Genomic DNA, 24,753 nt, shown 5'->3' with positions numbered 1-24,753 from the left:
TTCGCCTGGGCACTTCACCCTTTATTGATTCGATTCAACAGCGCTAGGTGTCACGGCAAATGCCGTGCCTCCTCGCCGAGGGGGCCTTGTGCCTGAAAAACCAATAAAAACAAGCGTAACAATGATCGGAGTCGCCATCACTGCAATGATTTCCTAACGGAAATACGACGACCAATAATCAAACATTAAGTGAGGACATTATGTCGACTGACCACTCTGCTAAGGAAGACCAAGAAACACCCCGCCCAAGTTTAAAAGCGACGATGATACCGATTGTGTTTATGGCGGCGTCATTGGGGGTTTTTATCGGTTATTTCGAAACTGACCCGCATTTACCGCTATTTTTGAGTGCCATTGTGGCCACCTGTGTGGCCGTGGCTACGGGCAGCCGTTGGAAGCACCTCGAAGCGGGTATTCTTCGCTCCATTGGCCTGACGACTCAGGCGATTGTGATTCTAATCATTATCGGCACCATTATTGGCTACTGGATTGCCGGTGGAATTGTGCCCACCATGATCTATTACGGGCTGAGTATTCTGGCACCGGACTATTTTTTGGTCGCGGCGTGCCTGATCTGCTGCTTGGTATCGTTGGCCGGCGGTAACGCCTGGACGGCGGCAGGCACTATTGGCATCGCCCTGATGGGTGTTGGTGAAGGGCTAGGCCTAAATCCGGCAATGGTAGCAGGCGCCGTAATCTCTGGGGTTTATTTTGGCGACAAGATTTCTCCGCTTTCCGAAACTACCAACATGGCGCCAGGTGTCGTCGGTGTCGATCTGTTTGAACACATTCGCTATATGCTCTACACCACGGTTCCTGCGCTCGCGGTGGCGCTGGTGCTTTACACCATTATTGGCCTGAACATGACGCCTTCCGGCGATGGCGCGACACAAGTTGCGGAGCTGCAGCAAAGCCTAAACGAGCTGTTTATCATCAGCCCCTGGCTGCTGCTGGTGCCGGCGGCAGTTATCGTGATGATGGTAAGAAAGGTGCCTGCCATCCCTGCTCTTGCTGTTGGTTCGCTAATGGGCATCGTCTGCGCGATTGTGATCCAGGATGTGCCTTTAGGCGATAGCTTCACTATTTTTGTGGAAGGCTACGCGGTGGATACTGGCAATGTCACGGTGGACGACCTGCTGACCAACGGCGGTACTGACGCCATGATGTGGACGGTTTCGCTGATTATTATCGCAATGAGCTTTGGCGGCATTCTTGAGTCGGCTGGCTTTTTCCGCACCATCGTGGAGAGCCTGCTCAAACTGGCCAAGACCACTGGTAGCCTGATTGCTACCACGGTGGCGACAGCCATGGCCGCTAATGTCGTGGGGTGCGATCAGTATCTCAGCATTATTCTGCCCGCCCGCATGTATGCCAGCGAGTACAAGCGTCGCTCACTTAAACTGAAAAACCTTTCGCGCACGGTAGAAGATGCCGGCACCATGACATCACCACTGGTGCCTTGGAATACCTGTGGTGCCTTTATGTTTGCCACGTTAGGTGTCAGTGCTTTTAGCTACGCGCCCTATGCCTTTCTAGCGCTGCTGAGTCCGCTATTTGCCCTTCTTTACGGCTTTACCGGTTTCCGGATAGCTTACGAAGACGAGCCGCAGGAGGCTGAAGTGGCCTCTGGGTTGGCTGATGCTCGAAGTGCTTGAGTTGACCACGGCGATATACACCGACTAAGCGAATTATCTTTTGTAGCAAGCGCTCTTTTAATTAAGTTTTTGCCCCACAGCCGTGGGGTTTTTTTTGCGCTATTATGTGCCCGTCAATAGACCAACAACGTAATTCACGTATTGATTGGGAGTGAAAAAAGCATGTCGGATGACGTGGGTGCGAGCTTGCGCTCACTGCGCAAGCAGCGAGGGATTTCGCAGCGTGAACTAGCAAAGTTATGTGGGGTTACTCACTCAAGTCTTTCGCTAATAGAGCAAGGAAAAGTTAGCCCATCCGTCAGTTCCCTGAAGAAAATCCTAAACGCCTTCTCTATGAGCGTCGGTGATTTTTTTACCATGGATCTGGATAGTCAGGAGCAGGTTTTCTATTCGGCGGATGATTTGGTTGATATTGCCTCTGGTGATATCTCTTTCAAACTTGTCGGGGCAAATCGTCCTAATCGCGCCTTGGCTTTTATGGTTGAGCGCTATTTACCGGGTGCTGATACTGGGCAAGCCATGATTACTCACTATGGTGAAGAGGCTGGTTTTGTCGTGGAAGGTGAGATTGAAATCATTGTGGGAAGCAGTACGAGGCGCTTAGGGCCAGGTGAGTCATACTATTTCAAGACAAGCACTCCGCACCGTTTCAGAAACATTGGCGATGTTCCCTGCAAAATCATTAGCTGCGCTACGCCAGGTAAGGCGTTCTGATATTACTGGTTTGTATTGTGCGGCAATTGTCGCAGTAATGATGTCGTGCAAATCGTTTGGGCACTGCCTCAACGCTAGCGAGTAAGCAGGAATATCCCCTGAAAGAAGTAAAAGACCCCAATGCCAGTAACGATCCAGCGCGTCCAGATGCGGAAGTTGGCATCGGTGAGGCGGTGTAAAATGCGGTTGCCGGTGTGGGTGCCAAAGATCGCAAATGGTGCCGCTAGGAGCACAATGCCCCATTCGCCGGCGCTAAGCGCCATGGCGGCGCCCAGGTAGAAGATGATCTTAATGCTGTGGGCCACTACCTGAATCATCGCCTTGGTGGCCACGACTTGGCGGCGATCCATGCGTGAGCGCACAAAGAATATATCGATTAGCGGCCCGGAAACCCCGGCGGCAATCGTCAATCCGCCAGAAGCAATCCCGCAACATAGCGCATGACTGGCGCGGTTGGCATCCAGGTGAAACCAGCGCTTGGGCATCCATACCAAAATCGGCATTAGGCCAATCAAAATCGATACGCTGGCGGCATTGGGGCTGTAGTTAAATAGCACCAGCAGGCCCGCGGCGCTCAGCACGCCCAGCGTCATAAAAGCGACGATACGCCAGACAATAAAGCGCCGCGATAGCCACGCTCGTGATCCATTCGCGGTGAGCTGTATCACGCCGTGCACCGCCATCGCCGTGCCCGCGGGAAAGATCAGCAGCAGAAACCATAGCAGTACCAAACCGCCTGCCATGCCAAACACACCGGAGAGCATCGAGGTGAAAAACACCACGCTAACCAGTGCCGCACCTATCCATAGTGACATTGTTAAACCCCTTAACTACGGCAAAACGGCCAGACCTGATAAAACTTGCGGCACTGAAACTCTGCTTCGCAGGTGTTGAGCTGGGATTGATAGCGGTTCGTGCGGGCGGCTACTTGTCTGCCCGCACTCAATACATGAGGCTTGCCACGGTAAGTGCCTCGTTGGTAGCCGCCTGCGCCTTCGTGGTAGGCGTAGTAGAGATGCTCAGGATTGCTGAGCGATATACCTGCCTGCTGCTGGGAGCGGCGGTTGTACCAGCCAATAAAATCGGTGGCGTGTTTCATATGGGTACGCCGGGCAAACAGGCTGCCCGCTTGATCCTCATACTCTTCCCACACTGGGTCTTGGGCCTGGGCGTAGCCCTTAGCAGAAGAGGGGCGTGGGCCGGGGATAAAGCCCAGGTAGTATTTGCGGTCTGGGCGGACATGGCTGCGAAACGATGACTCCTGCTGAATAAAAGACATCTGGGTGGCGATCGGCGTGCCCCACTTCTCCTCTGATTCCTGGGCATAGTCGTACCAGCTGGGCTGCTCGCGGAATATTTCGCAGATATTGCTTTGATCCTGGGGAGGGTTGGGCGCAAAGGTGGCGCAGCCAGACAGGAGTAGCACGAAGCTCAGCGTTAGCCACAAGCGTAATGTAGAGGCAGCCGGCGGGAGAAAGGGCGAGGTGAAAGCAGTCAAACTATCAACAGGGTGACGCATAAAATGTCCTTATAGGTAAGCTCTTCTAGATAGGAGCTTGTGAATAAGTTATTGAGAGCTTGTGGATAAGCTGTGTGATTAATGTTCCACAAGAACTGCTGAGTAACCCAGCCGACTAGCGGAGCAGCGCCTCTAAGCAGCGCCTTAGCCGCTGGGCCTCGCGCACTAAGGTTTCACCCGAAAGCATACCCACGCCCATCACGAGCCCAGAACGTGAGTCGCCCTTTGCGCATACCGGGCTTAATGGGCGGACAATCAAATGCTCTTTTAACAGCGTTTGAGCAATCTGCACGTCATTGATATGCGGTTCAAATTCCACGCATAAGCTGATGGCGTTGCTCGGCGGCGAAACGCGGCGCACCTGCGGCAGCGAGCGCAGTTGATCATGCAGCACCTGTTGGCGCCCTAAGTAGTCGCGCTGAATGCGTCGACACCAGGCATCCAAATCGCCATCAAAAATAAACTGTGCCAGCACGGCCTGATCAAGCATGCGCCCTTCGCGGAAGAGCTCGCTACGTAGGCGGTTCATTGGTCCCGCTAAGTGGTGCGGAACGACTAAATAACCTAAGCGCAGGCCTGGAAACATCATCTTGGAAAACGAGCCTACCAGCAAGTGAGACTCCGAGTGTGGGTCGAAGAGCAGGTTAGGGTGGTCATCGCGGTTAAATTCGTAATCATCTTCGACAATATAATCAGGCGCTAAGGCATTACATAAGCGCTGTTTATCCACCGCGCTGGTAGGCACGCTAAGCGGGTAATGGTGCGAGCCGGTCAGGTAGGCCAGTTTGACCGGGCCAGAAGCAGGCGGAAGGGAATGTCCCTGGCCTGGCAGCCACGCTACGGGTTCGATTTCCAAACCTGCGGCGGTAAAGACATTGCGCGCGCCCCAGTAGCACGGCGACTCCATGGCAACGGTGTCACCCACATCGGCCAACGCCACGGCGCATAGCTCAATGCCGTTATGGGTGCCGTCGGTGATGATGATCTGTTCTGTGTCGCAATTGATATTGCGCCAGCGCGCCAAAAAATCGCGGATCGCGCGCTTTAACGGCCCGTAGCCACCGGTGGAGTAGGAGAGCAGTAGGGCGTTTTGCGGCACTGTCACGCTGGCGTATAGCTGCCGCCATTTACGCATCGGGAACTGGGCAATATCAGGAATGCCAGGCACGAAGGCGCCACTTTGGATCATGCTCGCGCCGGGGCCATCCAATACCCGCTGGGCGCGCGAGGAGAGCTGCGCATTGCCACGCAGGGGAAGAGTGGGCGTAACCGGCCTACACGTCCAGGTGCCTTGACCATGGGCGGTTTTAAGCAGTGCCTCTGCGAGTAGCGTATGGATCGCCAGCGCCAGGGTTTGGCGAGCAACGCCCAAGGCATCCGCCAACTGGCGGTGAGAGGGCAGCCGCAGCCCGGAAGGCCACTGCTGGGTAATGGCTTGGCGCAAGGCTTGCTCAATACGCACCTGTTTACTCAACCGCTCCGGCTGGAGTGCATAAAGTTGTACAAGTTGGTGCACGACCTCCTTGCGATTCATCTGAATGCCTCCTTAATCCCGCTTGACCCGCTAACGACGGGCTCTTAGACGAAAGCAGTAGGAAAATATTGCACCCTTTCGGTGCGCCTAAAAAGTGGTCTAGTCGAACCTAAAAGTGGTGCATTCGCGTTTTCTCTCCCGCCTGCTAGCGTGTTGCTATCTTGTTTAGTAAGACCGTTTAAAACGCGGTCGTTAATCAGGATCAGGATACTGCGCCCCTGAGCGCCAACGACAACATCCAATAACTCGCAGGACACTCTACAATGACTACTCCCTCATCAGAACAGGAAGGGCTCGTCCGGGTATTGGCCCGTGGCGATGTATTAGCGCTAGCTTTCGGCGCGATGATCGGCTGGGGCTGGATTGTACTGACCGGCACAGCGATTCAATCCGCTGGCAGTCTAGGTGCCATTATAGCGTTTATTATCGGTGGCTTAGCGATTGTCTTGGTCGGCCTTACCTATGCAGAGCTGGCCGCTGCGATGCCCAAAGTCGGTGGCGAGCACGTTTACAGCTACCGCGCTTTAGGCCACTTGCCTTCATTTTTGTGCACGTGGGCAATTATTCTAGGCTACTTAAGCGTGGTGGCTTTTGAAGCCGTCGCCCTGCCCACGGTTATCGAGCACTTGGCGCCCAACTACGCCGTTGGCCACCTCTGGACAATTGCCGGGTGGGAAGTTAAAGCCACTTGGGTCGCGGTAGGCGTGGGCGGTTCGCTGGCCATGATGGTCATTAACTACTTCGGCGTGACCACCGCTGCGCTGCTGCAAAAAGTTGTCACCGGATTAATTCTGCTGGTGGGGGTGATGTTTGTCACCGGTTCGCTGTTTGAAGGCGAAACCATCAACATGATGCCGCTGTTCACCCAGGCCGATACCGGCGTGGTCGCGGGAATTGTGGCGGTGCTGGTCATGGTGCCGTTCCTGTTTGTGGGTTTTGACGTTATCCCTCAGGCCGCTGAAGAGATTAACCTCCCCTATAAAGCCATCGGCAAAGTACTGATGATGTCAGTCATCCTGGCGGTGGTCTGGTACGCGCTGATTATTCTGGCCACCAGCTTGGCACTCAATAGTGATGAGTTGGCGGCAAGCTCGCTCAGCGTGCCGGATGCCATGGGCTCGCTGTTTAACGCCGCGTGGGCTAGCAACTTAATGGTCATGGCGGGTATTGCGGGGATCATTACCAGCTGGAATGCCTTCTACATTGGCGGCTCTCGGGCGATTTACGCGCTGGCGAAAGCCGGTATGCTGCCTGCCCCATTCGCCAAGCTGCACCCGCGCTACAGAACCCCGACCAATGCCATCTTTATGATGGGTTTTCTCTCCTGCATCGCGCCCTTCTTTGGACGCCCGGCGCTGGTGTGGATCGTTAACGCCGGTGGCTTAGGCATCGTTTTGGCCTACCTGTTTGTGGCGATCTCCTTTGTGGTGCTTCGGGTGCGCGAGCCGGATATGCCCCGCCCATTCAAAGTGAGTAACGGCAAACTGTGCGGCACCCTAGCCATCATTCTGTCCTTTGGAATGGCATGCCTCTACCTACCGGGTAGCCCTGCGGCGCTAAGCGGTGCGGAGTGGACTATTTTTGCTGGTTGGGCGGCGCTAGGCATTGTGCTGTATGTGCATGCACTGCGCACCTACGGGCGTGAGTACAGCGACCGCCATATGAAAGTGGATCTGTAAGCCTCTAACAGCGTTACTCAGGAGAATAATATGAGCTTTATTGAACAGTGGTTGCACGATGGCGTCGCTGGCCTGATCGGCGATGAGTGGCGCGCAGGGAAACAGACATTTGCGGTCGATAATCCCGCCACCGGCGAAACGATTGCCCGCGTAGCCGACATGGGCGCGGATGATGCCCGTGACGCAGTGGCCGCCGCTTATAACGCCGGTGCCAGCTGGCGCGCGACCCCAGTGAAGCAGCGCTCGGCGGTACTGCGTCGCTGGTTTGAACTGATTATTGAGCACGCCGATGACCTGGCTCGCCTGATGACCTTAGAGCAGGGCAAGCCGCTGGCAGAAGCCAAAGGTGAAGTGGTCTACGGCGCCTCATTTATCGAGTTCTTCGCCGAAGAAGCTAAGCGCATGGCCGGTGAAACCCTGCCCAGCCACGGTGTTGACAAACGCCTGCTGGTGCTGCGCGAACCGGTGGGTGTGGTCGCTGCGATTACCCCGTGGAACTTCCCGCTGGCGATGATTACCCGTAAGTGCGCGCCGGCCCTGGCTGCTGGCTGCACCGTGGTCATCAAGCCCGCCGAAGCCACGCCGCTCACCGCGCTGGCAGCCGCTTACCTAGCATTAGAAGCAGGCCTGCCAGCAGGCACCATTAACGTTATTACCGCTTCAAAACCGGCAGCGGTAGGTGAGGTGCTCACCACTGATCCGCGGGTGCGCAAAGTGTCGTTCACCGGTTCAACGCCGGTGGGCAAACACCTGCTGGCCCAGTGTGCCAGCACGGTGAAGAAAACAGCCATGGAACTGGGCGGCAACGCGCCGTTTATCGTCTTTGACGACGCCGATGTGGATGCCGCGGTTAACGGTGCGATTGCCTCCAAATTCCGTAACGCTGGGCAAACCTGTGTTTGCACCAACCGCTTTCTGGTGCAGGACGGTATTTACGATACCTTCGTCGCCAAGCTAACCGAGCGTGTGAATGCGCTAAAGGTGGGCGATGGCCTCGCGGAAGGCAGCATCATCGGCCCGCTGATCAACCAAGCGGCAGTGGACAAGGTTCAGCGCCATGTAGACGACGCGCTGAACCAAGGCGCGCGGCTACTCTGTGGTGGCAAGCCCCACGCCGCAGGTGAGCGCTTCTTTACCCCCACGGTGTTGGCCGACGTCACCACCAAGATGGCAGTGGCCGACGAAGAAACCTTCGGCCCGGTAGCGCCGGTGTTCCGCTTCCAGCGCGATGAAGAAGCCATCGCCATGGCCAACGATACGCCGTTTGGTCTCGCGGCCTACTTCTACGCCACCGACTACCGCCGCATTTGGCACACCATGGAGCAGCTGGAGTACGGCATGGTCGGTGTCAATGAAGGGCTGATCTCCACCGAGCTTGCACCGTTTGGCGGTGTAAAAGAGTCCGGGCTGGGTCGCGAAGGCTCCCACCACGGGCTGGATGAGTTTACCGAACTGAAATACGTCTGCGTTGGCGGTTTATAAAGAGAACGATGATGACTAACCAAGAACTAAACGAGCTAAAAAACCGCTATGTGGCCAACGGTGCCGCCACGCCGACTACCCAGTTTGCCGAGCGCGCTGAAAACGCCGAACTGTGGGACGCCGACGGCAACCGCTGGATCGACTTTGCGGGCGGTATTGGCGTGCTGAACCTGGGCCACCGCCACCCGAAAATCGTCGCCGCGGTAGAAGCGCAGCTCAAGAAAGTGATGCATACCAGCGCGGCGGTAATTTCCTACGCGCCCTACGTGCAACTGTGCCAAAAGCTGTGTGAACTGAGCCCGGTACGCGGCCCCGAGCGTAAAGCGATGCTAGTCAACACCGGTGCCGAAGCGCTGGAAAACGCCGTGAAGATTGCCCGCGCTGCCACTGGCCGCACCGGCATTATCACCTTCGACGGTGCTTTCCATGGCCGCACCATGATGACCTTGGCGATGACCGGCAAGGTGTTGCCCTACAAGAACGACTTCGGCCCGATGCCGGGCGATGTGTTCCGCGCACCGTTCCCCAACCCGCTGCACGGCATCAGCGAAGAAGCCTCGCTCAACGCCATTCGTACGCTGTTCAAAACCGATATCGCCCCGCACCGTACGGCGGCCATCGTGATTGAGCCGGTACAAGGCGAAGGCGGTTTCTACATTGCCTCACCGGACTACCTGAAAGCGCTACGCGCACTGTGTGACGAGCACGGCATTCTGCTAATCGCCGACGAAGTGCAGTCCGGCTTCGCCCGCACCGGCAAGCTGTTTGCCCTCGAACACAGCGGCATCGAGGCGGATATTCTCACCACCGCCAAGAGCCTGGCCAACGGCATGCCGCTTTCTGCCGTGGTGGGTAGCGCCAAAGTGATGGACGCCTCTGGCCCCAATTCGCTAGGCGGCACCTACAGCGGCAACCCGCTCTCCTGCGCCGCAGCGCTGGCGGTGATCGAGGTAATCGAAGAGGAAAACATCCTCGCCCGCAGCGAGCAGATGGGCAAAATGCTGGCGGAGCGTTTCGCGGTATGGGAAGAACGCTTCCCCGCCGTAGCCCATGGCCGCCAACTCGGTGCCATGGCCGCGTTTGAACTGCTCGACAGCCACGGCAAGCCAGATACGCAAATGACTGGCGCGCTATGTGCCAAAGCCCGCGAGAAAGGCCTGATCCTGCTTTCTTGCGGTTTCTACGGCAACAGCATCCGTATTCTGGTGCCGCTGACGGTGTCGTCTGCGGTGTTGGAAGAAGGGCTCAGCATTATCGAGCAGTCCCTGGAAGCGCTTAGCTAATACTACCTTCTAGGCTTCATCTAACCCGCCATCGTCAAACAGCGAAAGCTGCTGGCGATTGGCGGGTTTTTTATGCGTTGAAAGCTCAAAGTTGAGATAGTCAGTCGTCCTAAACACCCTGTGATAAGCTTGATTTGGCATTGTAACTGACCAAGGTGAAAATGCTGGGAAAGGCTTCAGAAACGCGAATTTCTGTTACGCAGCTTGTTGGAGCAATGATGTGAGCCATCTATGTACTTGGGAAAGATGGTTTTTTGAGCTATCGGGAACTCAGGTATTGGTGTCTTGCCTCTTTCCGTTTTTATGGTTCTGTGGTGATATGGTTTAGCACTATCAAGGCCTGCCACTTTCATCCTTATCAAGAAAGATGGTCGGCGCCATACTTGCTCTGTTAAGTGCAGGAAAATTTTTTTATGCAATATTCATCGGCTAAAAAATTAACAAGCGAAAGAATGCGAAAAAACCGTCGCTGCGCTCTGGCTTTCCGGTATTACAGGCGTTAGCTACAGCCACTAAAAAGGAGAAAAAAGTGTCAAAGAAACTACCATACATGAGCGCACCAAATGCACTTACAAAAATACTAAATAAAATTAAGCAAGCTGCTGTGCCTAGTGTGTTCAATGCAGATTTTTTATCTACGGTATTGGGCTTCAAAGGCGGAAACGATAGAACATTCATTTCCTGGGCAAAAAAGTGTGGAATATTGAATACAGATGGAACCCCAACTGATTTATATAAGAAATTCAGAAATTCGGCTACATCCGGTTATGCCATGGCATCGGCAATAAAAATCGGTTATGAAGAGTTGTTTCGCAGGAATGAATACGCCAACAAGCTAAATCCGAAAGATATCAAGGGTCATATTATTGAAATTACTGGTGTTTCCGCAGAAAACAGTACTGCAGAAAAAACACTGCAAACGTTCTTGAATGCATTAGATTTCGCTGATTTTGATGCTGTTAATGGCACGATAGGTGATTATGAAGACGAAGAAGAAAGCACCTCCAGTGTTGAGGCAAGCGTAGCTGATTCAAAACAGTCAGTTAAAGATCATTCCTCTCAGCTAAAACTGGGCCTAAATTATACGATTAATATCGTTTTACCAAAATCGGATGATCCAAAAGTCTATTCTGCAATATTTAAGTCATTAAAAGAAAACTTGCTGGATTCCTAATATGAAAACAATGGAGCGAATTCAGCTATTTCAAATGCGTAATATGCTACTCGAAAGCGCAATTGATGATGTTGAGAAAGAACTCTCACTAGACCTCGGTCGTAATGTCGAAGTGTCGATAGATAAAGATCCTGATTTCTATCCTCAATTTGAGCAAGATCTTAGAAATGAAGCAAAAGTAATGTCCAGCCATTATGAAGCTTTCTATTGCTTGGAAAGGTCTATCAGAAGGCTTATTACTGAAAAAATGAGAGATTACTATGATGCCAACTGGTGGACAGATAAAGTAAAAGAAGACATACAGAATAACGTTAATGCTAATATAAAACGAGAACTAGATGCGGGCATAACTCCTAGGTCAGAGAGTCCGATTGATTACACAACATTTGGCGAGCTTGGTGATATTGTAAGGAAGAACTGGGAAGCCTTCGATGATTTATTTAACTCTCAAAAGGCGTTTAATCGGATTATGACAAATTTAAATATTATGCGTGGCCCAATTGCACATAGTTGTCCAATTCATAAAAGCGAATCGATCCGTTTGGGGCTTACTATTGAAGATTGGTTTAGGCTTATGGAATAGGCAGCTAACGAATAGCTGAATGCGGCTCTATATTTCTACGCTCGTTTGTGTAGTGCTGCGTTCTATTTTACACAAATGCTCCCCGCAATATGGGTCGGTGAGCTAGGCGTTAGTTACTTTACTGTCAACTGAGTAAGCATATGTAGGCCGTTACTCAAACGAGACGCAGGATGGGTAATTTTTAAGGGAGCTTTACTGCAACAGTTCGATAAGGATATTAGTAACGTGGCGAACGAAATGCTCCTTCTCATGGCGCATATGCCATACCAAGTGCAAGGTAAAACCGGGTACCTGAAAGTGAGTTTATACATATTAGAACAGTGGATTGGTAGTTTCGCTTATGCCGTGATTTCCCAGATGCGTTGTGCGCCGGTATTGGCACTGTTAAATAGAGTACGAGCGGCGCTGAGTGGCATCATCAGCCTTACTATCGCTAAGCGTAACCGCTACCTATCCTTCCAACCCGCCATCGTCAAACAGCGAAAGCTGCTGGCGATTGGCGGGCTTTGCTTTTTTAGCGCGCTGCTTTGAAGGTCGACGCTGGCTGGCGAGCTTATCCACAATCGCTTGGCTTGATTCCCTTGCTTCTGGGGTGCGACGCAGCTCATAGAGCATTTTCTTCCAGTGCCGCGCTTCGGCTTCAAAGTCGTGGGGAATTGGGTAGTGTTCGCCGGGTTGGAAGCCGAAGCGCTTTTGCAGGCTTTCCGGCAGCGTCCAGGGCTTGGCGCGCCACTCTAACGGCAGTGGCGTTAGTTCTGGCACCCAGCGGGCGACAAACTCACCGTCCGGGTCGTTATCTTCCGCCTGTTTGATGGGGTTATAGACCCGCAGCGTGTTGGTGCCTGTGGCGCCCGCCTGCATCTGCACCTGGGGATAGTGAATGCCCGGTTCATAATCGGTAAATAGCCGCGCAAGGTACAGGGCGGGTTCACGCCAGTGCAGCCCGAGGTTGAACGTGGCGTAAGAAATCAGCATGGCGCGCATACGGAAGTTGATCCAGCCGGTGGCGATCAGGCTGCGCATACAGGCATCTACTAGCGGCACACCGGTTTGGCCGCGCTTCCAGGCGATCAGGTTGGGGTGTTCTGGGTCGCGTTCCCGCAGCCCGCGCAGCGCTGGGTGCAACGTTTGATGCTCAATGCTTGGCTCACTTTCGAGCTTTTGAATAAAGTGGCAGTGCCAGTAAAGCCGCGAGGTGAAAGCACGCAGCGAGCGCGCCCAGGCAGTATCTTCATCATGCTTTTTGCGCTGGCGGCGCAGCGACTGCACGACTTCGCGCATGGAAAGCGTGCCCCAGGCCAAGTGGGGCGAAAGCCGCGAGCCAAACTCCCAGGCCAGCAATGGCTTAGACAACGAACCGCGATAACGCCGCCCGCGCTGGCTTACAAAGCTTCGCCACAGTGCGCGGCCTTCGCTGCGGCCGCCTAACTGGCGCTCGGGGCACGGCGTGGTATCAAACCCAAGGGTTAGGCTGTGGAGCTGATCAACGTCAATATGGTGAAAGGTTTGCCAACCCTCAGCCGCTTGGGCGTTTTGCGGGGCAGCAGCGGTGGGGGCGGTCATTAGCGTTTCCCAATGCGACTCCCAGCGGCTCTGGTGCCCCGTGCGGCTAGTCAGCCCGCGCACCACGCCCTGCTGGCGCGCTTCATGCCAATTCACGTTGTGCTCTCGGCACCACTGGTTAACGCATTTATCTCGTTCAAAGCTCCAGGCGTTGCCCGTTTCCTGATGAGCGTGCAGGGTAAATTCGCCGTAATGGGCTTTCAGGGCGTTGAGCAAATAGACCATATCGCCTTGCCAAATACAAAGCGGCAGGCTGAGTGTTTCCAGTGCGTTGGAAAGGTCGATCAGTGAGTCAGCGGCAAACTGCCAGTGGCGCAGAGCGCTATCCGGCGCTTGCCACTGGCCGGGTTCAATCGCAAATACGGGTAGCACGGGGCCCGCCATGGCAGCGTTGGTGAGCGGCGCATGATCATGAATACGTAAATCACGTTTGAACCAAACAACCTGAATGGGTGCCTTAGCCATTAACCGTTAAGCCTATTTGTCCGAGCTATTCGTCATGAACCGATGACGTTACCATCAAGGTAGCGTTTGCGTAATCAACCCAGCAGAATCCAACAGTAGGAGATTAATAGTGTATATCGCCATGAACCGTTTTCGGATTGCCCCAGGCCGCGAAGAGGACTTTTTAGAGGTGTGGCGCAACCGTGATTCTCATCTGGACGAAGTGCCGGGCTTTAAGCAGTTCAAGATGCTGCAAGGCGAAAGCCAGGAAGATCACACCGTGTTTATCTCCCACAGCGTGTGGGAGTCGGAAGAGGCTTTCCGTGACTGGACAAAGTCAGACGCGTTCCGCAAAGCCCACGCCAATGCCAAAGCGCCGGAAGGCATCTACCTCGGCCCACCTAAGTTTGAGGGTTATGAGGTGGTGCTGTAAGGCTAGCGTTGCAAGCGTTAGCCGACTGTCAGCGGGGTGGCTGCCCCGCTGACAGGGGCAGCTAAAACATTAGCTAAAACGTTGACTAAGCCAGCACCAAACCAATCGACAGCAATACGCTGAAAAGCAGCGTCGAAATGGCGGTTTTTTTCAGCATGCCGGTCAAAATCTCGCCATCACGAGTATGACGTAACGTTCTGGCGGCATCCGTCAGTGGCTTGGCGACCAGCAGGCAACTCCAGCTCAACCAGGGAGCGGGGAGAGCTGCCAGATAAACCACGGTGAGTAACAGCGCCAGTACCAATAATGCCCAGTGGTAGTTAATCGCGTTCTCGCGGCCCAACCGCACCGCCAGGGAGATCTTGCCGTTACGCGCATCGCTTTCGATATCGCGCACGTTATTCACATTGAGCACTGCGGTGGCCAGCAGCCCACATGCCGCAGCGGGCAAAAACGGCAACCAACTGAGTTGCTGCGTATAGAGGTAGTAAGTGCCCAGCACGCCGAGCAGTCCGAAAAATATAAAGACGGAAATATCCCCCAGCCCCCGATATCCATAGGGCGTTCCACCCAACCCAACGGTATAGGTCACGGCGGCTAATAAAGAGGCGGCACCTAGCAGCAGGAAAGTGACAATTTGGCCCCACTGGTTGCCAAAGGCGGTCACCAATAATGAAAGCCCTAACAGCGCTGCTACGATTGCCGTAATTACCATCCCTGTGCGCATTGCCTGTGGCGTTAGCAAGCCTGAAGAGACCGCCCGCACCGGCCCAATGCGTGCCTGATCATCAGCGCCGGAAGCCGCGTCGCCATAGTCATTGGCGAGATTAGAGAGTATCTGTAGCGCAATCGCGGTCAGCAGGGCGAGCAAAAGCACCGCGCCATTAAAAGCATCCACGCTAGCCGCTAACCCACTGCCCAATAGTATAGACGCGCAGGCCAGTGGCAGCGTTCGGGGGCGAGCGGCTAGCAACCAGGCTTGGTAGTGGCGGCGTTTAGCGGGTGATTCCATTACGTCATTGTTCCTATTAACTATTTTCATTTAAAAAGCTGATGTCAGTTTGCCGCATTTAGGCTCGGTAGATCAGTATCCGCGGTTGCCGAGACACTTCTCCACAAAGAACACAATACTTCCCTGATGCTTGACCTGAATCAAGCTCGCGCCGATCTATGCTGGCATGCTACCTCAATGCTCCTAGAGTGATGTGAATGCAGGCCGTTGCCTGCCAAGGAGCGAAATCCATGTTCCCCGAATTTTGCCACCATCCCTATGTTTGATGTTAGCACCTGGGAGATGTTGGTTGTTTGTCTGATCACCTTGATCGTCGTCGGCCCGCATCGTCTGCCAAGGGTCATCTACACCCTGGGCCTGTGGGCCAGCAAATTGCGAACCTGTTGTCTCGACTTGAACCGACAGTTCCAGCGCGAAGCCCTGGTTGAGGAAGTGCAGCAACTTCGTCAACGTTTGGAGCAGGCAAGAAACGATACCGAGCGCAGCCTGCTGGATACGGTAGATATCGACAGGGACTACAGGCAGCCGCGGGCTGTTGCAACGTCAGCACTGGGTGATGCCCCTGTCCGCAATGGAGTCGAAATGAATCAGCAACCCTTCAGCAATGGATCAACCTGTCAGACACCGATTCTGACGCGCGTCGCTGTGGGAAGGGCCGCAGTGAACGGGGTTACTTACCAGTCTGACGGGGTTGTGGCGCTGATCAGTGATCGCGCATCGACGCTGCTTGCACTCGCCAGTGATTTTACCCAGGGGCGAATCATTGCCATAGCGCCGGGGCTGGCGGCCAGCCAGACTCCCGAGAGCTGGACGGTGGTCGACGCTTCGCCGCTACGCATCGAGGGCTGGCTGGGCGACTTTCGTATCGAATCGGCGATGACGGAAACCAACGCCTCCCACTTGCTGACCGCCGACATCATCATGGATCTCTCGACGCATCCGCTACTCGCACGCTTGGTACATCCCCCGGGCTACCTGCATGCCGATGCGTCGGTCATGCCATCGGATCTTGCCGCCCAGGCAGGCGAGCTGGTGGGTACTTTCGAGAAACCCCGCTACTTCGCCTACACAGCTGAAATCTGTGCCCACGAGATCGCCGGGCAGACGGGCTGCACGCGCTGTCTGGATGTCTGTGGTGCCGACGCTATCCGCTCCGAAGGCGCCCTGATTCGTGTCGAACCCCACCTCTGCCAGGGGTGCAGCGCCTGTACGCTGGCCTGCCCAACGGGGGCTCTAAGCGTCGCCCAGCCCCGTCGGTTCGATCTGCTGGAGCGCATGAACAGTGTCATCGACGCGCGCGAACATCCCCCGTCGACACTGCATGTGGTGGCGGGAGGTGCCCGTCCCGATTGCGACGCCAATGAGTCACTCGGTTCGCATGCCGTCCTGGAGGTGCCGGTGATCGCTGCCTTTGGCGAGGAACTCTGGCTGGCTGCGCTAGCCCGTGGCGTCAATCGCGTGGAGCTGTCGCCCGAAGCCAGGCTGCCCGACGACACTCGTCAACTGTTGGATAAGCGCCTGGCCGAGATCGCCTGCATCACCGAGGCCATGGGGTTGGGCCAAGACGTTATCAGCATCGGCAGCGCTCGCCATAAATATGAACACGAGCCTGGCATCGCCATGGTTCAGCACATGTTCAACGAGCCTCTTGTCCTCTCACAGGATTCACGCAAGCGTGAGCTGCTCAATGCCGCCCTGCGCCGTTGGCAGGAAGCCCTGATGCCTGGCGACCAGCAGCCCCTTGCATTGCCGGTCGGATCGCCGATCGGCGGGATTTCAGTCGACCTTCAAGCCTGCGTTATGTGCTCGGTATGCGCCCATTCCTGCCCAACGGCGTCGATTCGCTATGGTGAGAACGAGCATGCCGCCCGGCTGGAACTCGCCGAGGCCAACTGTATTCAGTGCGGCCTCTGCGAACGTCTCTGCCCGGAAAATGCCATCACCCTGCAACCTCGACTGGCCAGCGTGGCACAACGCTATCGCTGGCAGCCTCTTAATGAAGTAGCGCTTGCCACCTGTGACGCCTGCGGAAGCTCACATATGCCGGTGACGCTGCTGGACTCAATGATCGCAAAGCTCGCCTCAGCGACCGGGGCCGCCGATATCGAACGACAATTTCGCCGCTGTCCCGCCTGTCGACACGGACAATGACCGCGGGTCGCAGCAGACAAAACAACCCTCACCATCACAAAGAGGTCGATCATGGATACGTCACCCTTCTATGAAATACAGCCCGGCATTATCTGGGACGCGCGGGTTGCCTGGGATCTGTCCCTGGGCGGCCTCGGCGTTGGCGCTTTCCTGCTCGCCTTCCTGCTCTGGTGCCTGGCGGATCGTCGCTATCGACCCCTGGCCCAGACAGCCGCAGTGATCGCCCCCGTAGCGGTGGCCATTGGCCTGACCCTGCTGTTTTCGAAACTCGGCTACAAGTTCCACGTCTATCAGATGGGGCTTAATTTCGCTCCGACCTCGATCATGTGGTGGGGCGCTTTGCTGCAGGGCGCCTTCGTGGGCTTGAGCGCTATCTTTGCCTTTCGTCTGCTGTTCCCTAACTTCTCCCTGCTCGACTGGCTGAGTGCTCGACTGGTGGGCTGGGTTGCGGTTCCTCTCGCAGTGCTCACCGGCCTCTATCACGGTGTGCTGCTGGCGGTGATTTCCTCGCACCCGCTGTGGGCCACGGGCCAGATGGTCATCGCCTCCGTGCTGCTCTTCATGATCACCGGGAGCGCCGGTGCCCTGCTGGTGCACATGATTCGCATCGCCCTCCTGGGCGCCCGTTCGGAGGAGGGGAGCCTGAAAGACTATTGGGCAGGGTTGCGCCCGTTGGTGCTGGTCATGCTGGTGTCGACGGCTCTGTTACTGGTCACCCTGCTGGCTTGGTGGATAGATCTTCGCTTCGGCCCAACACGCGATCAGGAGGTGATAACCGCCGTACTGGCGACCTATGGCAGCCTTATCACCCTGGCTATCACTGCGCTGATCGGAGCCCTGGCCCTGTGTGTCGCCGCCTTGCTGGCGGGTCTACGTGGGCGCTCCTTGCCGGCCTTTGCCACCGCTATCCTCTGCGTACTGATGCTGGGAGGCGGTTTTGCCATCCGTTACGTGGCGGTACTGGGCGGACAGCTGAACCTCCCGATCTCGACGCTGGCCACTTTATCCTGAGGAGTTTTCCCATGACGGATCAGATCCCGACATCCAAACATGATGACGCTTGGCAGATTTCTCGCCGAGGCTTTCTTCAGGGCAGCGCCGGTACCGTCGCCGCTGCGGCAGGGGGCCCGGCACTGAGTTTATTCTCGACAGCCAGCGCCCAGGCACAACCCGCGGAAGCCGCTGGAAAATGGATGCCCTCCACCTGCCAGGGCTGCACGAGCTGGTGCCCAGTGCAGATCAAGGTGGTCGACGGCCGCGCCGTTCATATGCGTGGCAATCCGCTGGCCAAGGCCAACCACGGCAAGATCTGTCCACGCCCGCACCTGGCGTTGCAACAAGTCTATGACCCCGATCGAGTCCGCCAGCCGATGAAGCGCACCAATCCCGAAAAGGGGCGCGGTAAGGATCCAGGCTTCGTGCCGATTTCCTGGGACGAGGCGATGGACATGCTCGCCGACAAGATCATGGAGCTGCGCGATGCCGGGGAGCCCGAGAAGTTTGCGCTCTTCCGCGGCCGCTATACCTACCTGCGCGATATCCTCTACTCCGCCGTGCCGAAGATCATCGGCAGCCCGAATAATATCAGTCACTCGGCCATCTGCGCCGAGGCCGAGAAGTTCGGCCCCTACTATGTGGAGGGCCAGTGGGACTATCGGGACTATGACCTAGAACACACCCGTTATGTGCTCTGCTGGGGCGCCGACCCGGTGAGTTCCAACCGGCAGGTGCCCCACGCCATCAATTTCTGGGGCAACATGAGCGACAATGCCACCGTGGCCGTTGTCGACCCACGGCTGTCCGCCACTGCTGCGAAAGCCGATGAATGGTTGCCGGTGATCCCTGGCGAGGATAGCGCGTTGGCGGTGGCCATGGCTCACGTCATCCTCGCGAAAGGCGTCTGGAACAAGGCCTTCGTCGGAGATTTCATTGATGGTGAAAACCGCTTTGTGGTGGGACAGACCGTCGACGAGAGCCAGACTACGGTGCCGGTATTCAACGAGATCCATACCCATGGCGTGGTTCAGTGGTGGAATATTGAGCTCAAGGATCGCACCCCGGAGTGGGCGGCAGAGCGCACCGGCATTCCCGCAGAACAGATTCGGCGTGTGGCGCTGGGGTTCGCCGCTGCCGGTTCGCGGGCCATCAGTTGGCTATCTCCCGGCGCCTCCATGCAGGCCCGTGGTGGCTATTCATCCATGGCCACCCATGCCCTCAATGGTCTGGTGGGTTCCATTGATGCCAAAGGGGGCGTGGTCGCCAAGGTCAAGGATCCAACCGGCGATATACCCGACCTGACGGCCTATCAGGACGAGCTGGCGGCAAGCCATAGCAAGTACGACAAGATCGATCAGCGCGGCACCCTGGCCTTCCCATCACTCAACGGCGGCAAGAGCGGGGGCGGTGTGGTAACCAATGCCGCCGCCGACGGTATGCTCGCCAAGAGCCCCAACGAGATTAAGGTGGCCATCGCCTACTGGTCGAATTTCGGCTTCTCCACCTCCGGCTCCTATCGTTGGGAGCAGGCGTTGTCGGAGCTTCCCTTCTTTGTGCACCTGACCACCAATGCCTCGGAAATGTCGATGTTTGCGGATCTGGTGCTGCCCGCCGCTCATCAGTTGTTCGAGAAGTGGGGGTTCGTCAAGAACAAACAGAATCTGCACAGCTATGTCTCGCTGAATCAGCGCGTGCTTGAGCCGCTTTGGGACGTAAAACAGGACGAGACGGAAGTGCCCTTCATGCTGGCGGAGAAACTGGCCGAGCGGGGCTTCGATAACCTCTATCGCTACTACACTGAAGCCTTCGCTGATCCGGAAACCGGCGCGGCGCCGACCAATGGCGAGGAATTCACAGAATCCGCCCTGAAGATGCTGACTCGCGGCTGCTGGGACAGCACCCACCCGGATTATGGCCGGTATGGCGACCGTCTCGAGGGCTGGGAAGATTTCAAGGCGAAGGGCGTCTGGAATTCCCATCGCTATGAATATGGTCAGCGTATCGACAACTTTGCCACTCAGACAGGCAAGGTCGAGTTCTACAGCGAAACACTCAAAGCTGCTCTGCAGGGGCATGCCGACCGTCATGACACCACGGTAGACAAGGTACTCGAAGCCACCAACTATGTCGGTCGCGGAGAGCTCGCCTTCGTTCCCCACTTCGAACCCGCCCTTCGCCATGGTGACGAGGCCGAATACCCCTTCATCTTTTTTGAACACCGTTCTCGCCTGAACCGCGAAGGGCGCTCGGCCAACTGTACCTGGTACCAGGCGCACAAGAACGTCGACCCAGGTGACGAGAACTGGAGTGACGTACTCAAGATGAACCCGGTCGATGCAGACGCCCTTGGGCTGCACGACGGCGATAGGGTCAAAGTCACCTCGACGACGGGTTCCATCACCGTTCAGTTGAAGCGGTGGGAAGGGCTCAGACCGGGCACGGTGGCGAAATGTTATGGCCAGGGCCACTGGGCCTATGGCCGGGTCGCCGCCGCCAATTTCGCCGAGCATGTGCCGCTCGGCGGCAATAACAACGAAATCCTGTACCCTGAATTCGAGCGCCTCAGCGGCTCGACCGCCCGCCACGGTGGCCAATCACGCGTCAAGGTCGAGCGGGTCTAACCCCTGGCAATGGAGGCTAGTATATGAGCGACAAGCGTTATGCCATGGTGATCGACCTGCATCGCTGCGTTGGCTGTGCAGCTTGCGACATCGCCTGCAAGAGCGAGAACAACGTGCCGGTGGAGTTCCACTGGTCGAATCACATCATTGAGACCACAGGTACCTTCCCTGATACCCGTTACAACTATATCCCGACCCTCTGTAACCACTGTGAAAATGCGCCCTGTGTTACTAACTGCCCGACCACGGCGATGCACAAGAGTGAGGATGGGCTGACCCTACATGACCCCGATAAGTGCATCGGCTGCCGTTTGTGTCAATTGTCCTGTCCCTATGGTGTCATCTGGTTCAACAAGGAAGATCCCCACCAGAACTTTATGCGCGACAGCGAGCCGGCCATACCGGGGGGAACCTCGACCGGCCAGGAGGTCGCCCAGGCGGCTGATGCACCGATTCCTTACTACAACCCCGCAAGGGCCACGACCTATCAGGGTATTCGTGATCGCGGCATGGTCGAAAAGTGCACCTTCTGCGACCACCGTCTTGCAGTGGGTGAGGATCCCGCCTGTGTGATCGCCTGCCCCGCGGATGCCCGCATCTTTGGCGACCTGAACGACCTGGAAAGCCCGCCCAGCAAGGCGCTGGCCAAGTACACCCCACGGGTGCTCCAGCGGGATCAGGGAACCAAGCCTCACGTATTCTATATCCGCAACTTTAATAAATGATGTCGACATCCTTGCAGTTGAAGGCCGGGCTAAACCTGATCGCCCCGGCGTCAGGAGTCTGAATTATGATGGGTAGCTTATTTAGACGAAACAAATATTCGGCGCTAGTAACGCTTCCAGAACAGGCGAATTATGCGATTTAACCCTATTGAAGCCCTCAGGCATCAGCTTGATGCGCTTCGCCATACCGATAGAACAGGGTTTATCCGCCTAACTACTTCCTGCCAGGTGGATAACCTGATGGGGTGGCTAAACGCGCAGAGCGTTTACCCTCGCCTCTACTGGCATGCGCGTGATGCGAGCGAGGTAGAGTATGCAACGCTGGGGGCTGTTAACGCCTTTGATTCACTAGCGGCACTGGATACCGACCTTGCTGCGCTGGCAGGTGTCGGCGGCCAGCAGCCCGACTATTTTGGCGGTATGGCTTTTGACCCTGGTGCGCCGGGTTGGGAACACTTTCCCGCCTGTCACTTTTTGCTACCGCGCATCGAGCTTAAACGTGATCAAGATGGCGCGACGCTGTCACTGAATCTACGTTTCGATAACCGCAGCCCTACTGCCGAAATCGCCCAGGCTTATGCCTGTTTGGACGCCTTGGTAGAAGAACAGCCGCTGCCTCGCCTGCAGCCCCTTGTTTACCAGCGTGAAGACCGCCCTAGCCAACAAGAGTGGGCGGCGTGGGTAGGAAAGGTAACGCACCCTGATCACCTTGTGCATACGCCGAAGGTGGTGCTTTCTCGTGAAACGTGTCTTGAAACACCGCAAACGCCTAATCCTTGGGCGCTGCTGTCGCGCTGGCAGGCAGGGGCCGCCGACTGTTTTCATTTTGGTGTTCAGTTTACTTCCCATGAAGCATTCATCGGCTGCCCGCCAGAGCGGCTGTATCAGCGCGAAGGTCGGCATCTAATTACCGAAGCATTGGCGGGCACCACGCGCCGTGGGCGTGACGCCGAGCAAGACCAAGTGCTTGCCGATGAGTTGCTGGCGGATAAGAAAAACACGCTGGAAAACCAGTGTGTTTATCAGCAACTGTTGTCCCAGCTTGAGCCCCTTGCCCATCACATTCAGATGGGCGAGGCGCATATTGTTAAGCTGCGCTCGTTGCAGCATATTCGCCGTCTGATCCATGCCGAGTTACATCACAGCGCCACTGACCAGTCTTTGCTTTCCTCACTGCCACCAACACCGGCGGTGGGCGGTGTTTCTCGCGAGTCAGCGATGGCATTTATTCGCCAGCATGAACGCCATCAACGCGGCTGGTATGCGGGGGTTTTCGGGCGAATTAGCCATGCCAGTAGCGACCTTGCTGTGGCTATTCGCTGTGCCCATATCGGCCCACAAGCTATTCGTCTTTATGCCGGTGCAGGCATTGTGGCAGGCTCCCAGCCGGACGAAGAGTGGCGTGAACTGGATACCAAAATCGCCGATATTATGTCGCTGCTAGGGATGGGATAACGTACATGGCAACACCTGTATCGAGCGATTTTGCGCAAGCGCACGCCACCTTTAATCATGTGTGGGCGGCGCTGATGCTGGAGGAGCTCTACCGCTTAGGCGTGCGCGATGTAGTGCTGGCACCGGGTTCGCGTTCGTCGCCTCTAACCATGACCGCCAGCAAGCATGCCGGTTTACGCTGCCACTGCCATTTTGATGAGCGGGGGCTGGGGTTTATGGCGCTGGGTATTGCTCGGGGCAGTCAGCGGGCAGTGGCCATTATCACCACCTCAGGCACCGCCGTGGCGAATCTCTATCCGGCGGTGGTGGAAGCCAAGCTGCTTGGCGTGCCGCTGATTGTGCTCTCTGCCGACCGCCCCATTGAATTGTTGGATAACGGCAGCAACCAGGCCATTGACCAGCGGGATATATTCTCCCGCCACACCATTGTTCATCACGACCTGCCGCCGCCAGACGCTGACATAAAAGCAGCGTTTCTACTCAGCACCATTGATCAAGCGATAGATCAACAGCGCCGCACGCCAGGGCCCCTCCATATCAACTGTCGCTACCGTGAACCGCTTTATCCCGGTGACTGCTTAGTGGATGCCAGCGACTATCTTGCACCGCTGGGGAACTGGCTGATGGCTTCAAAACCGTGGAGTGATTGGTCGTCTAGCAAAGTAATTCCAGCGCTCAACAACGAGTGGGAAACGTTTGCCCAGCAGCGCGGCCTGATTGTGGTAGGCAGCATCGATGACCCGCAGCAGGCGCAACAAGTGGTTGCCCTAGCCAAGCAGTTGGGCTGGCCGCTGTTGGCGGATGTGCAGAGCCAGCTTCGCTTTGATCCCCACAACCTGATTCATTTTGATTTGGCCCTACATGACGAACGCTTTAGCGCGGAACTGGCTAAGGCAGAAGTGCTGCTGCAGTTTGGCGGTCGGTTAATCTCCAAACGGCTCACCCAGTTTATTGCCCAGCAGCCGTGGCAGGATGTCTGGTTGGTCGACCCGCTGCCCCAGCGGCTGGATCCCGACTATTGCGTTAAGCGCCGTTTGATAGGCTTGCCTGCTGACTTTATCGCAGCGTTGCCAGCGCACTCTGAACAATCGCCTTGGCATCAGTTGGATAGCCTTCAGCGCCGCACTAGCCATCTTGTAGAGGAGCAGTGCACGGCATTCTCAGAGCTGGGTGTTTGCCATCAGCTGGCGCAGTTGGCCGAAGGGCAGCTGTTTATCGGCAACAGCCTGCCTGCACGGCTGATGAATATGCTGGGACGGCATCGCCAAACGCCTTTGCAGGTATTCGCCAACCGCGGTGCCTCCGGTATTGATGGCCTGATCGCCACGGCCTATGGCCTTAGCTGCACATGCTCGCAACCCACGACGATTGTGCTGGGCGACACCAGCGCGCTGCATGATCTCAACAGCTTAGCGCTGTTAAAGCAGGCGGCTCAACCGCTGGTGGTGGTTATTCTCAATAATGATGGTGGCAGCATTTTTCATATGCTGCCGGTGCCCAAAGGGGGCGAGCTGCTGGAGCGCTACTACCGTCAGCCTCACGGCTTGAATTTCGAATATGCGGCCAAAATGTTTGGGCTTGGCCATTCAGCGCCCGACTCACTGGACGCCTTCGTGGCGGCTTATACCCAGGCGTTAGCGGCGGGCGTTACACTGATCGAGGTTAACGTACCCCATCAGCAGGTCGCCGATGATCTCAAGGCGCTTGGCGCAGCGATTCGAGGATAGCCG

General features: G+C 56.2%; 20 protein-coding genes. 14 read left to right on the top strand and 6 right to left on the bottom strand.

Annotated features, from left to right (window positions below):
- Positions 1 to 200: 200 nt before the first annotated feature.
- Positions 201 to 1,655, top strand: coding sequence for a Na+/H+ antiporter NhaC (gene nhaC, locus A6R74_RS15500; protein WP_064235379.1), 1,455 nt, complete (start codon positions 201 to 203; stop codon positions 1,653 to 1,655).
- Between the two features lie 162 nt (positions 1,656 to 1,817).
- Positions 1,818 to 2,369, top strand: a complete 552-nt coding sequence (locus tag A6R74_RS15495; protein ID WP_082906702.1) for a cupin domain-containing protein — start codon at positions 1,818 to 1,820, stop codon at positions 2,367 to 2,369.
- A gap of 74 nt (positions 2,370 to 2,443) precedes the next feature.
- Here the strand turns inward: A6R74_RS15495 and A6R74_RS15490 are convergent, their stop codons facing one another.
- From A6R74_RS15490 to A6R74_RS15480, 3 genes are all read right to left on the bottom strand, one after another.
- Positions 2,444 to 3,184, bottom strand: a complete 741-nt coding sequence (locus A6R74_RS15490; RefSeq protein WP_064235377.1) for a sulfite exporter TauE/SafE family protein — start codon at positions 3,182 to 3,184, stop codon at positions 2,444 to 2,446.
- A gap of 11 nt (positions 3,185 to 3,195) precedes the next feature.
- Positions 3,196 to 3,888, bottom strand: a complete 693-nt coding sequence (locus A6R74_RS15485) for a transglycosylase SLT domain-containing protein (protein WP_064235376.1) — start codon at positions 3,886 to 3,888, stop codon at positions 3,196 to 3,198.
- A gap of 115 nt (positions 3,889 to 4,003) precedes the next feature.
- Entirely contained in the window at positions 4,004 to 5,422 is a 1,419-nt protein-coding gene (locus A6R74_RS15480) for an aminotransferase-like domain-containing protein (protein ID WP_064235375.1), read from the bottom strand.
- A 263-nt stretch (positions 5,423 to 5,685) separates the two neighbouring features.
- On the opposite strand from A6R74_RS15480, the gene A6R74_RS15475 reads away from it, so the two are divergent.
- The 3 genes from A6R74_RS15475 to gabT are packed head-to-tail and all read left to right on the top strand — an operon-like array spanning position 5,686 to position 9,866.
- Positions 5,686 to 7,101 carry an APC family permease gene (locus A6R74_RS15475; RefSeq protein ID WP_064235374.1) on the top strand — a complete coding sequence of 472 codons (1,416 nt, stop codon included), beginning with the start codon at positions 5,686 to 5,688 and terminating at the stop codon, positions 7,099 to 7,101.
- Between the two features lie 30 nt (positions 7,102 to 7,131).
- On the top strand, positions 7,132 to 8,583 hold the full coding sequence (locus A6R74_RS15470) for an NAD-dependent succinate-semialdehyde dehydrogenase (protein ID WP_064235373.1): 1,452 nt from the start codon (positions 7,132 to 7,134) through the stop codon (positions 8,581 to 8,583).
- Positions 8,584 to 8,594: 11 nt separating this feature from the next.
- A complete protein-coding gene (gene gabT, locus A6R74_RS15465; RefSeq protein ID WP_064235372.1) occupies positions 8,595 to 9,866 on the top strand; it encodes a 4-aminobutyrate--2-oxoglutarate transaminase in 1,272 nt (423 codons plus the stop codon).
- A gap of 9 nt (positions 9,867 to 9,875) precedes the next feature.
- On the opposite strand, the gene A6R74_RS23250 is transcribed toward gabT, so the two are convergent.
- Positions 9,876 to 10,007, bottom strand: coding sequence for a hypothetical protein (locus A6R74_RS23250; protein ID WP_276204800.1), 132 nt, complete (start codon positions 10,005 to 10,007; stop codon positions 9,876 to 9,878).
- A gap of 388 nt (positions 10,008 to 10,395) precedes the next feature.
- Here A6R74_RS23250 and A6R74_RS15460 point away from each other — a divergent pair, with 388 nt between their 5' ends.
- Together A6R74_RS15460 and A6R74_RS15455 are read left to right on the top strand one after the other, a co-directional pair.
- Positions 10,396 to 11,040 (top strand): DUF5343 domain-containing protein, encoded by a 645-nt coding sequence (locus A6R74_RS15460; RefSeq protein WP_082906701.1) that lies wholly within the window; start codon positions 10,396 to 10,398, stop codon positions 11,038 to 11,040.
- A gap of 1 nt (position 11,041) precedes the next feature.
- The gene (locus A6R74_RS15455; RefSeq protein ID WP_064235370.1) at positions 11,042 to 11,623 is read left to right on the top strand and encodes a Swt1 family HEPN domain-containing protein; all 582 of its coding nucleotides are present in this window, start codon (positions 11,042 to 11,044) and stop codon (positions 11,621 to 11,623) included.
- 450 nt (positions 11,624 to 12,073) lie between these two features.
- On the opposite strand, the gene A6R74_RS15450 is transcribed toward A6R74_RS15455, so the two are convergent.
- Complete coding sequence (locus tag A6R74_RS15450; protein WP_064235369.1) at positions 12,074 to 13,651, bottom strand: cryptochrome/deoxyribodipyrimidine photo-lyase family protein; 1,578 nt, start codon at positions 13,649 to 13,651, stop codon at positions 12,074 to 12,076.
- A 109-nt stretch (positions 13,652 to 13,760) separates the two neighbouring features.
- On the opposite strand from A6R74_RS15450, the gene A6R74_RS15445 reads away from it, so the two are divergent.
- Positions 13,761 to 14,063, top strand: a complete 303-nt coding sequence (locus A6R74_RS15445) for an antibiotic biosynthesis monooxygenase family protein (protein ID WP_035560873.1) — start codon at positions 13,761 to 13,763, stop codon at positions 14,061 to 14,063.
- An 85-nt stretch (positions 14,064 to 14,148) separates the two neighbouring features.
- On the opposite strand, the gene A6R74_RS15440 is transcribed toward A6R74_RS15445, so the two are convergent.
- On the bottom strand, positions 14,149 to 15,075 hold the full coding sequence (locus A6R74_RS15440; RefSeq protein ID WP_064235368.1) for a 1,4-dihydroxy-2-naphthoate polyprenyltransferase: 927 nt from the start codon (positions 15,073 to 15,075) through the stop codon (positions 14,149 to 14,151).
- A gap of 372 nt (positions 15,076 to 15,447) precedes the next feature.
- Here A6R74_RS15440 and A6R74_RS15435 point away from each other — a divergent pair, with 372 nt between their 5' ends.
- From A6R74_RS15435 to menD, 6 genes are all read left to right on the top strand, one after another.
- The gene (locus A6R74_RS15435; RefSeq protein WP_165603389.1) at positions 15,448 to 17,226 is read left to right on the top strand and encodes a 4Fe-4S binding protein; all 1,779 of its coding nucleotides are present in this window, start codon (positions 15,448 to 15,450) and stop codon (positions 17,224 to 17,226) included.
- 51 nt (positions 17,227 to 17,277) lie between these two features.
- Positions 17,278 to 18,237, top strand: coding sequence for an NrfD/PsrC family molybdoenzyme membrane anchor subunit (nrfD, locus tag A6R74_RS15430; RefSeq protein WP_064235366.1), 960 nt, complete (start codon positions 17,278 to 17,280; stop codon positions 18,235 to 18,237).
- Positions 18,238 to 18,248: 11 nt separating this feature from the next.
- On the top strand, positions 18,249 to 20,843 hold the full coding sequence (locus A6R74_RS15425; protein ID WP_064235365.1) for a molybdopterin-dependent oxidoreductase: 2,595 nt from the start codon (positions 18,249 to 18,251) through the stop codon (positions 20,841 to 20,843).
- 23 nt (positions 20,844 to 20,866) lie between these two features.
- Positions 20,867 to 21,568: a 4Fe-4S dicluster domain-containing protein gene (locus tag A6R74_RS15420; RefSeq protein ID WP_064235364.1), complete on the top strand. Its 702-nt coding sequence runs from the start codon at positions 20,867 to 20,869 to the stop codon at positions 21,566 to 21,568.
- 132 nt (positions 21,569 to 21,700) lie between these two features.
- Positions 21,701 to 23,023 (top strand): isochorismate synthase, encoded by a 1,323-nt coding sequence (locus A6R74_RS15415; RefSeq protein ID WP_064235363.1) that lies wholly within the window; start codon positions 21,701 to 21,703, stop codon positions 23,021 to 23,023.
- A gap of 5 nt (positions 23,024 to 23,028) precedes the next feature.
- Positions 23,029 to 24,750, top strand: a complete 1,722-nt coding sequence (gene menD / locus A6R74_RS15410) for a 2-succinyl-5-enolpyruvyl-6-hydroxy-3-cyclohexene-1-carboxylic-acid synthase (protein WP_064235362.1) — start codon at positions 23,029 to 23,031, stop codon at positions 24,748 to 24,750.
- The last annotated feature ends 3 nt before the right edge of the window (positions 24,751 to 24,753 follow it).

Origin of the sequence: Halomonas sp. ALS9, from assembly GCF_001651035.1 — a bacterium.
Taxonomy (GTDB): domain Bacteria; phylum Pseudomonadota; class Gammaproteobacteria; order Pseudomonadales; family Halomonadaceae; genus Vreelandella.
Note: the sequence above shows the minus strand (reverse complement) of the source record. Positions and strands in the feature narration are given on the sequence as shown.

Coding starts and splice junctions, on each gene's coding strand:
- nhaC (WP_064235379.1), top strand. CDS start 201: ATGTCGACTGACCACTCTGCTAAGGAAGACCAAGAAACACCCCGCCCA.
- A6R74_RS15415 (WP_064235363.1), top strand. CDS start 21,701: ATGCGATTTAACCCTATTGAAGCCCTCAGGCATCAGCTTGATGCGCTT.
- A6R74_RS15440 (WP_064235368.1), bottom strand. CDS start 15,075: ATGGAATCACCCGCTAAACGCCGCCACTACCAAGCCTGGTTGCTAGCC.
- A6R74_RS15455 (WP_064235370.1), top strand. CDS start 11,042: ATGAAAACAATGGAGCGAATTCAGCTATTTCAAATGCGTAATATGCTA.
- A6R74_RS15495 (WP_082906702.1), top strand. CDS start 1,818: ATGTCGGATGACGTGGGTGCGAGCTTGCGCTCACTGCGCAAGCAGCGA.
- A6R74_RS15480 (WP_064235375.1), bottom strand. CDS start 5,422: ATGAATCGCAAGGAGGTCGTGCACCAACTTGTACAACTTTATGCACTC.
- A6R74_RS15450 (WP_064235369.1), bottom strand. CDS start 13,651: ATGGCTAAGGCACCCATTCAGGTTGTTTGGTTCAAACGTGATTTACGT.
- A6R74_RS15490 (WP_064235377.1), bottom strand. CDS start 3,184: ATGTCACTATGGATAGGTGCGGCACTGGTTAGCGTGGTGTTTTTCACC.
- A6R74_RS15420 (WP_064235364.1), top strand. CDS start 20,867: ATGAGCGACAAGCGTTATGCCATGGTGATCGACCTGCATCGCTGCGTT.
- nrfD (WP_064235366.1), top strand. CDS start 17,278: ATGGATACGTCACCCTTCTATGAAATACAGCCCGGCATTATCTGGGAC.
- A6R74_RS15485 (WP_064235376.1), bottom strand. CDS start 3,888: ATGCGTCACCCTGTTGATAGTTTGACTGCTTTCACCTCGCCCTTTCTC.
- menD (WP_064235362.1), top strand. CDS start 23,029: ATGGCAACACCTGTATCGAGCGATTTTGCGCAAGCGCACGCCACCTTT.
- A6R74_RS15475 (WP_064235374.1), top strand. CDS start 5,686: ATGACTACTCCCTCATCAGAACAGGAAGGGCTCGTCCGGGTATTGGCC.
- gabT (WP_064235372.1), top strand. CDS start 8,595: ATGACTAACCAAGAACTAAACGAGCTAAAAAACCGCTATGTGGCCAAC.
- A6R74_RS15470 (WP_064235373.1), top strand. CDS start 7,132: ATGAGCTTTATTGAACAGTGGTTGCACGATGGCGTCGCTGGCCTGATC.
- A6R74_RS23250 (WP_276204800.1), bottom strand. CDS start 10,007: ATGCCAAATCAAGCTTATCACAGGGTGTTTAGGACGACTGACTATCTC.
- A6R74_RS15425 (WP_064235365.1), top strand. CDS start 18,249: ATGACGGATCAGATCCCGACATCCAAACATGATGACGCTTGGCAGATT.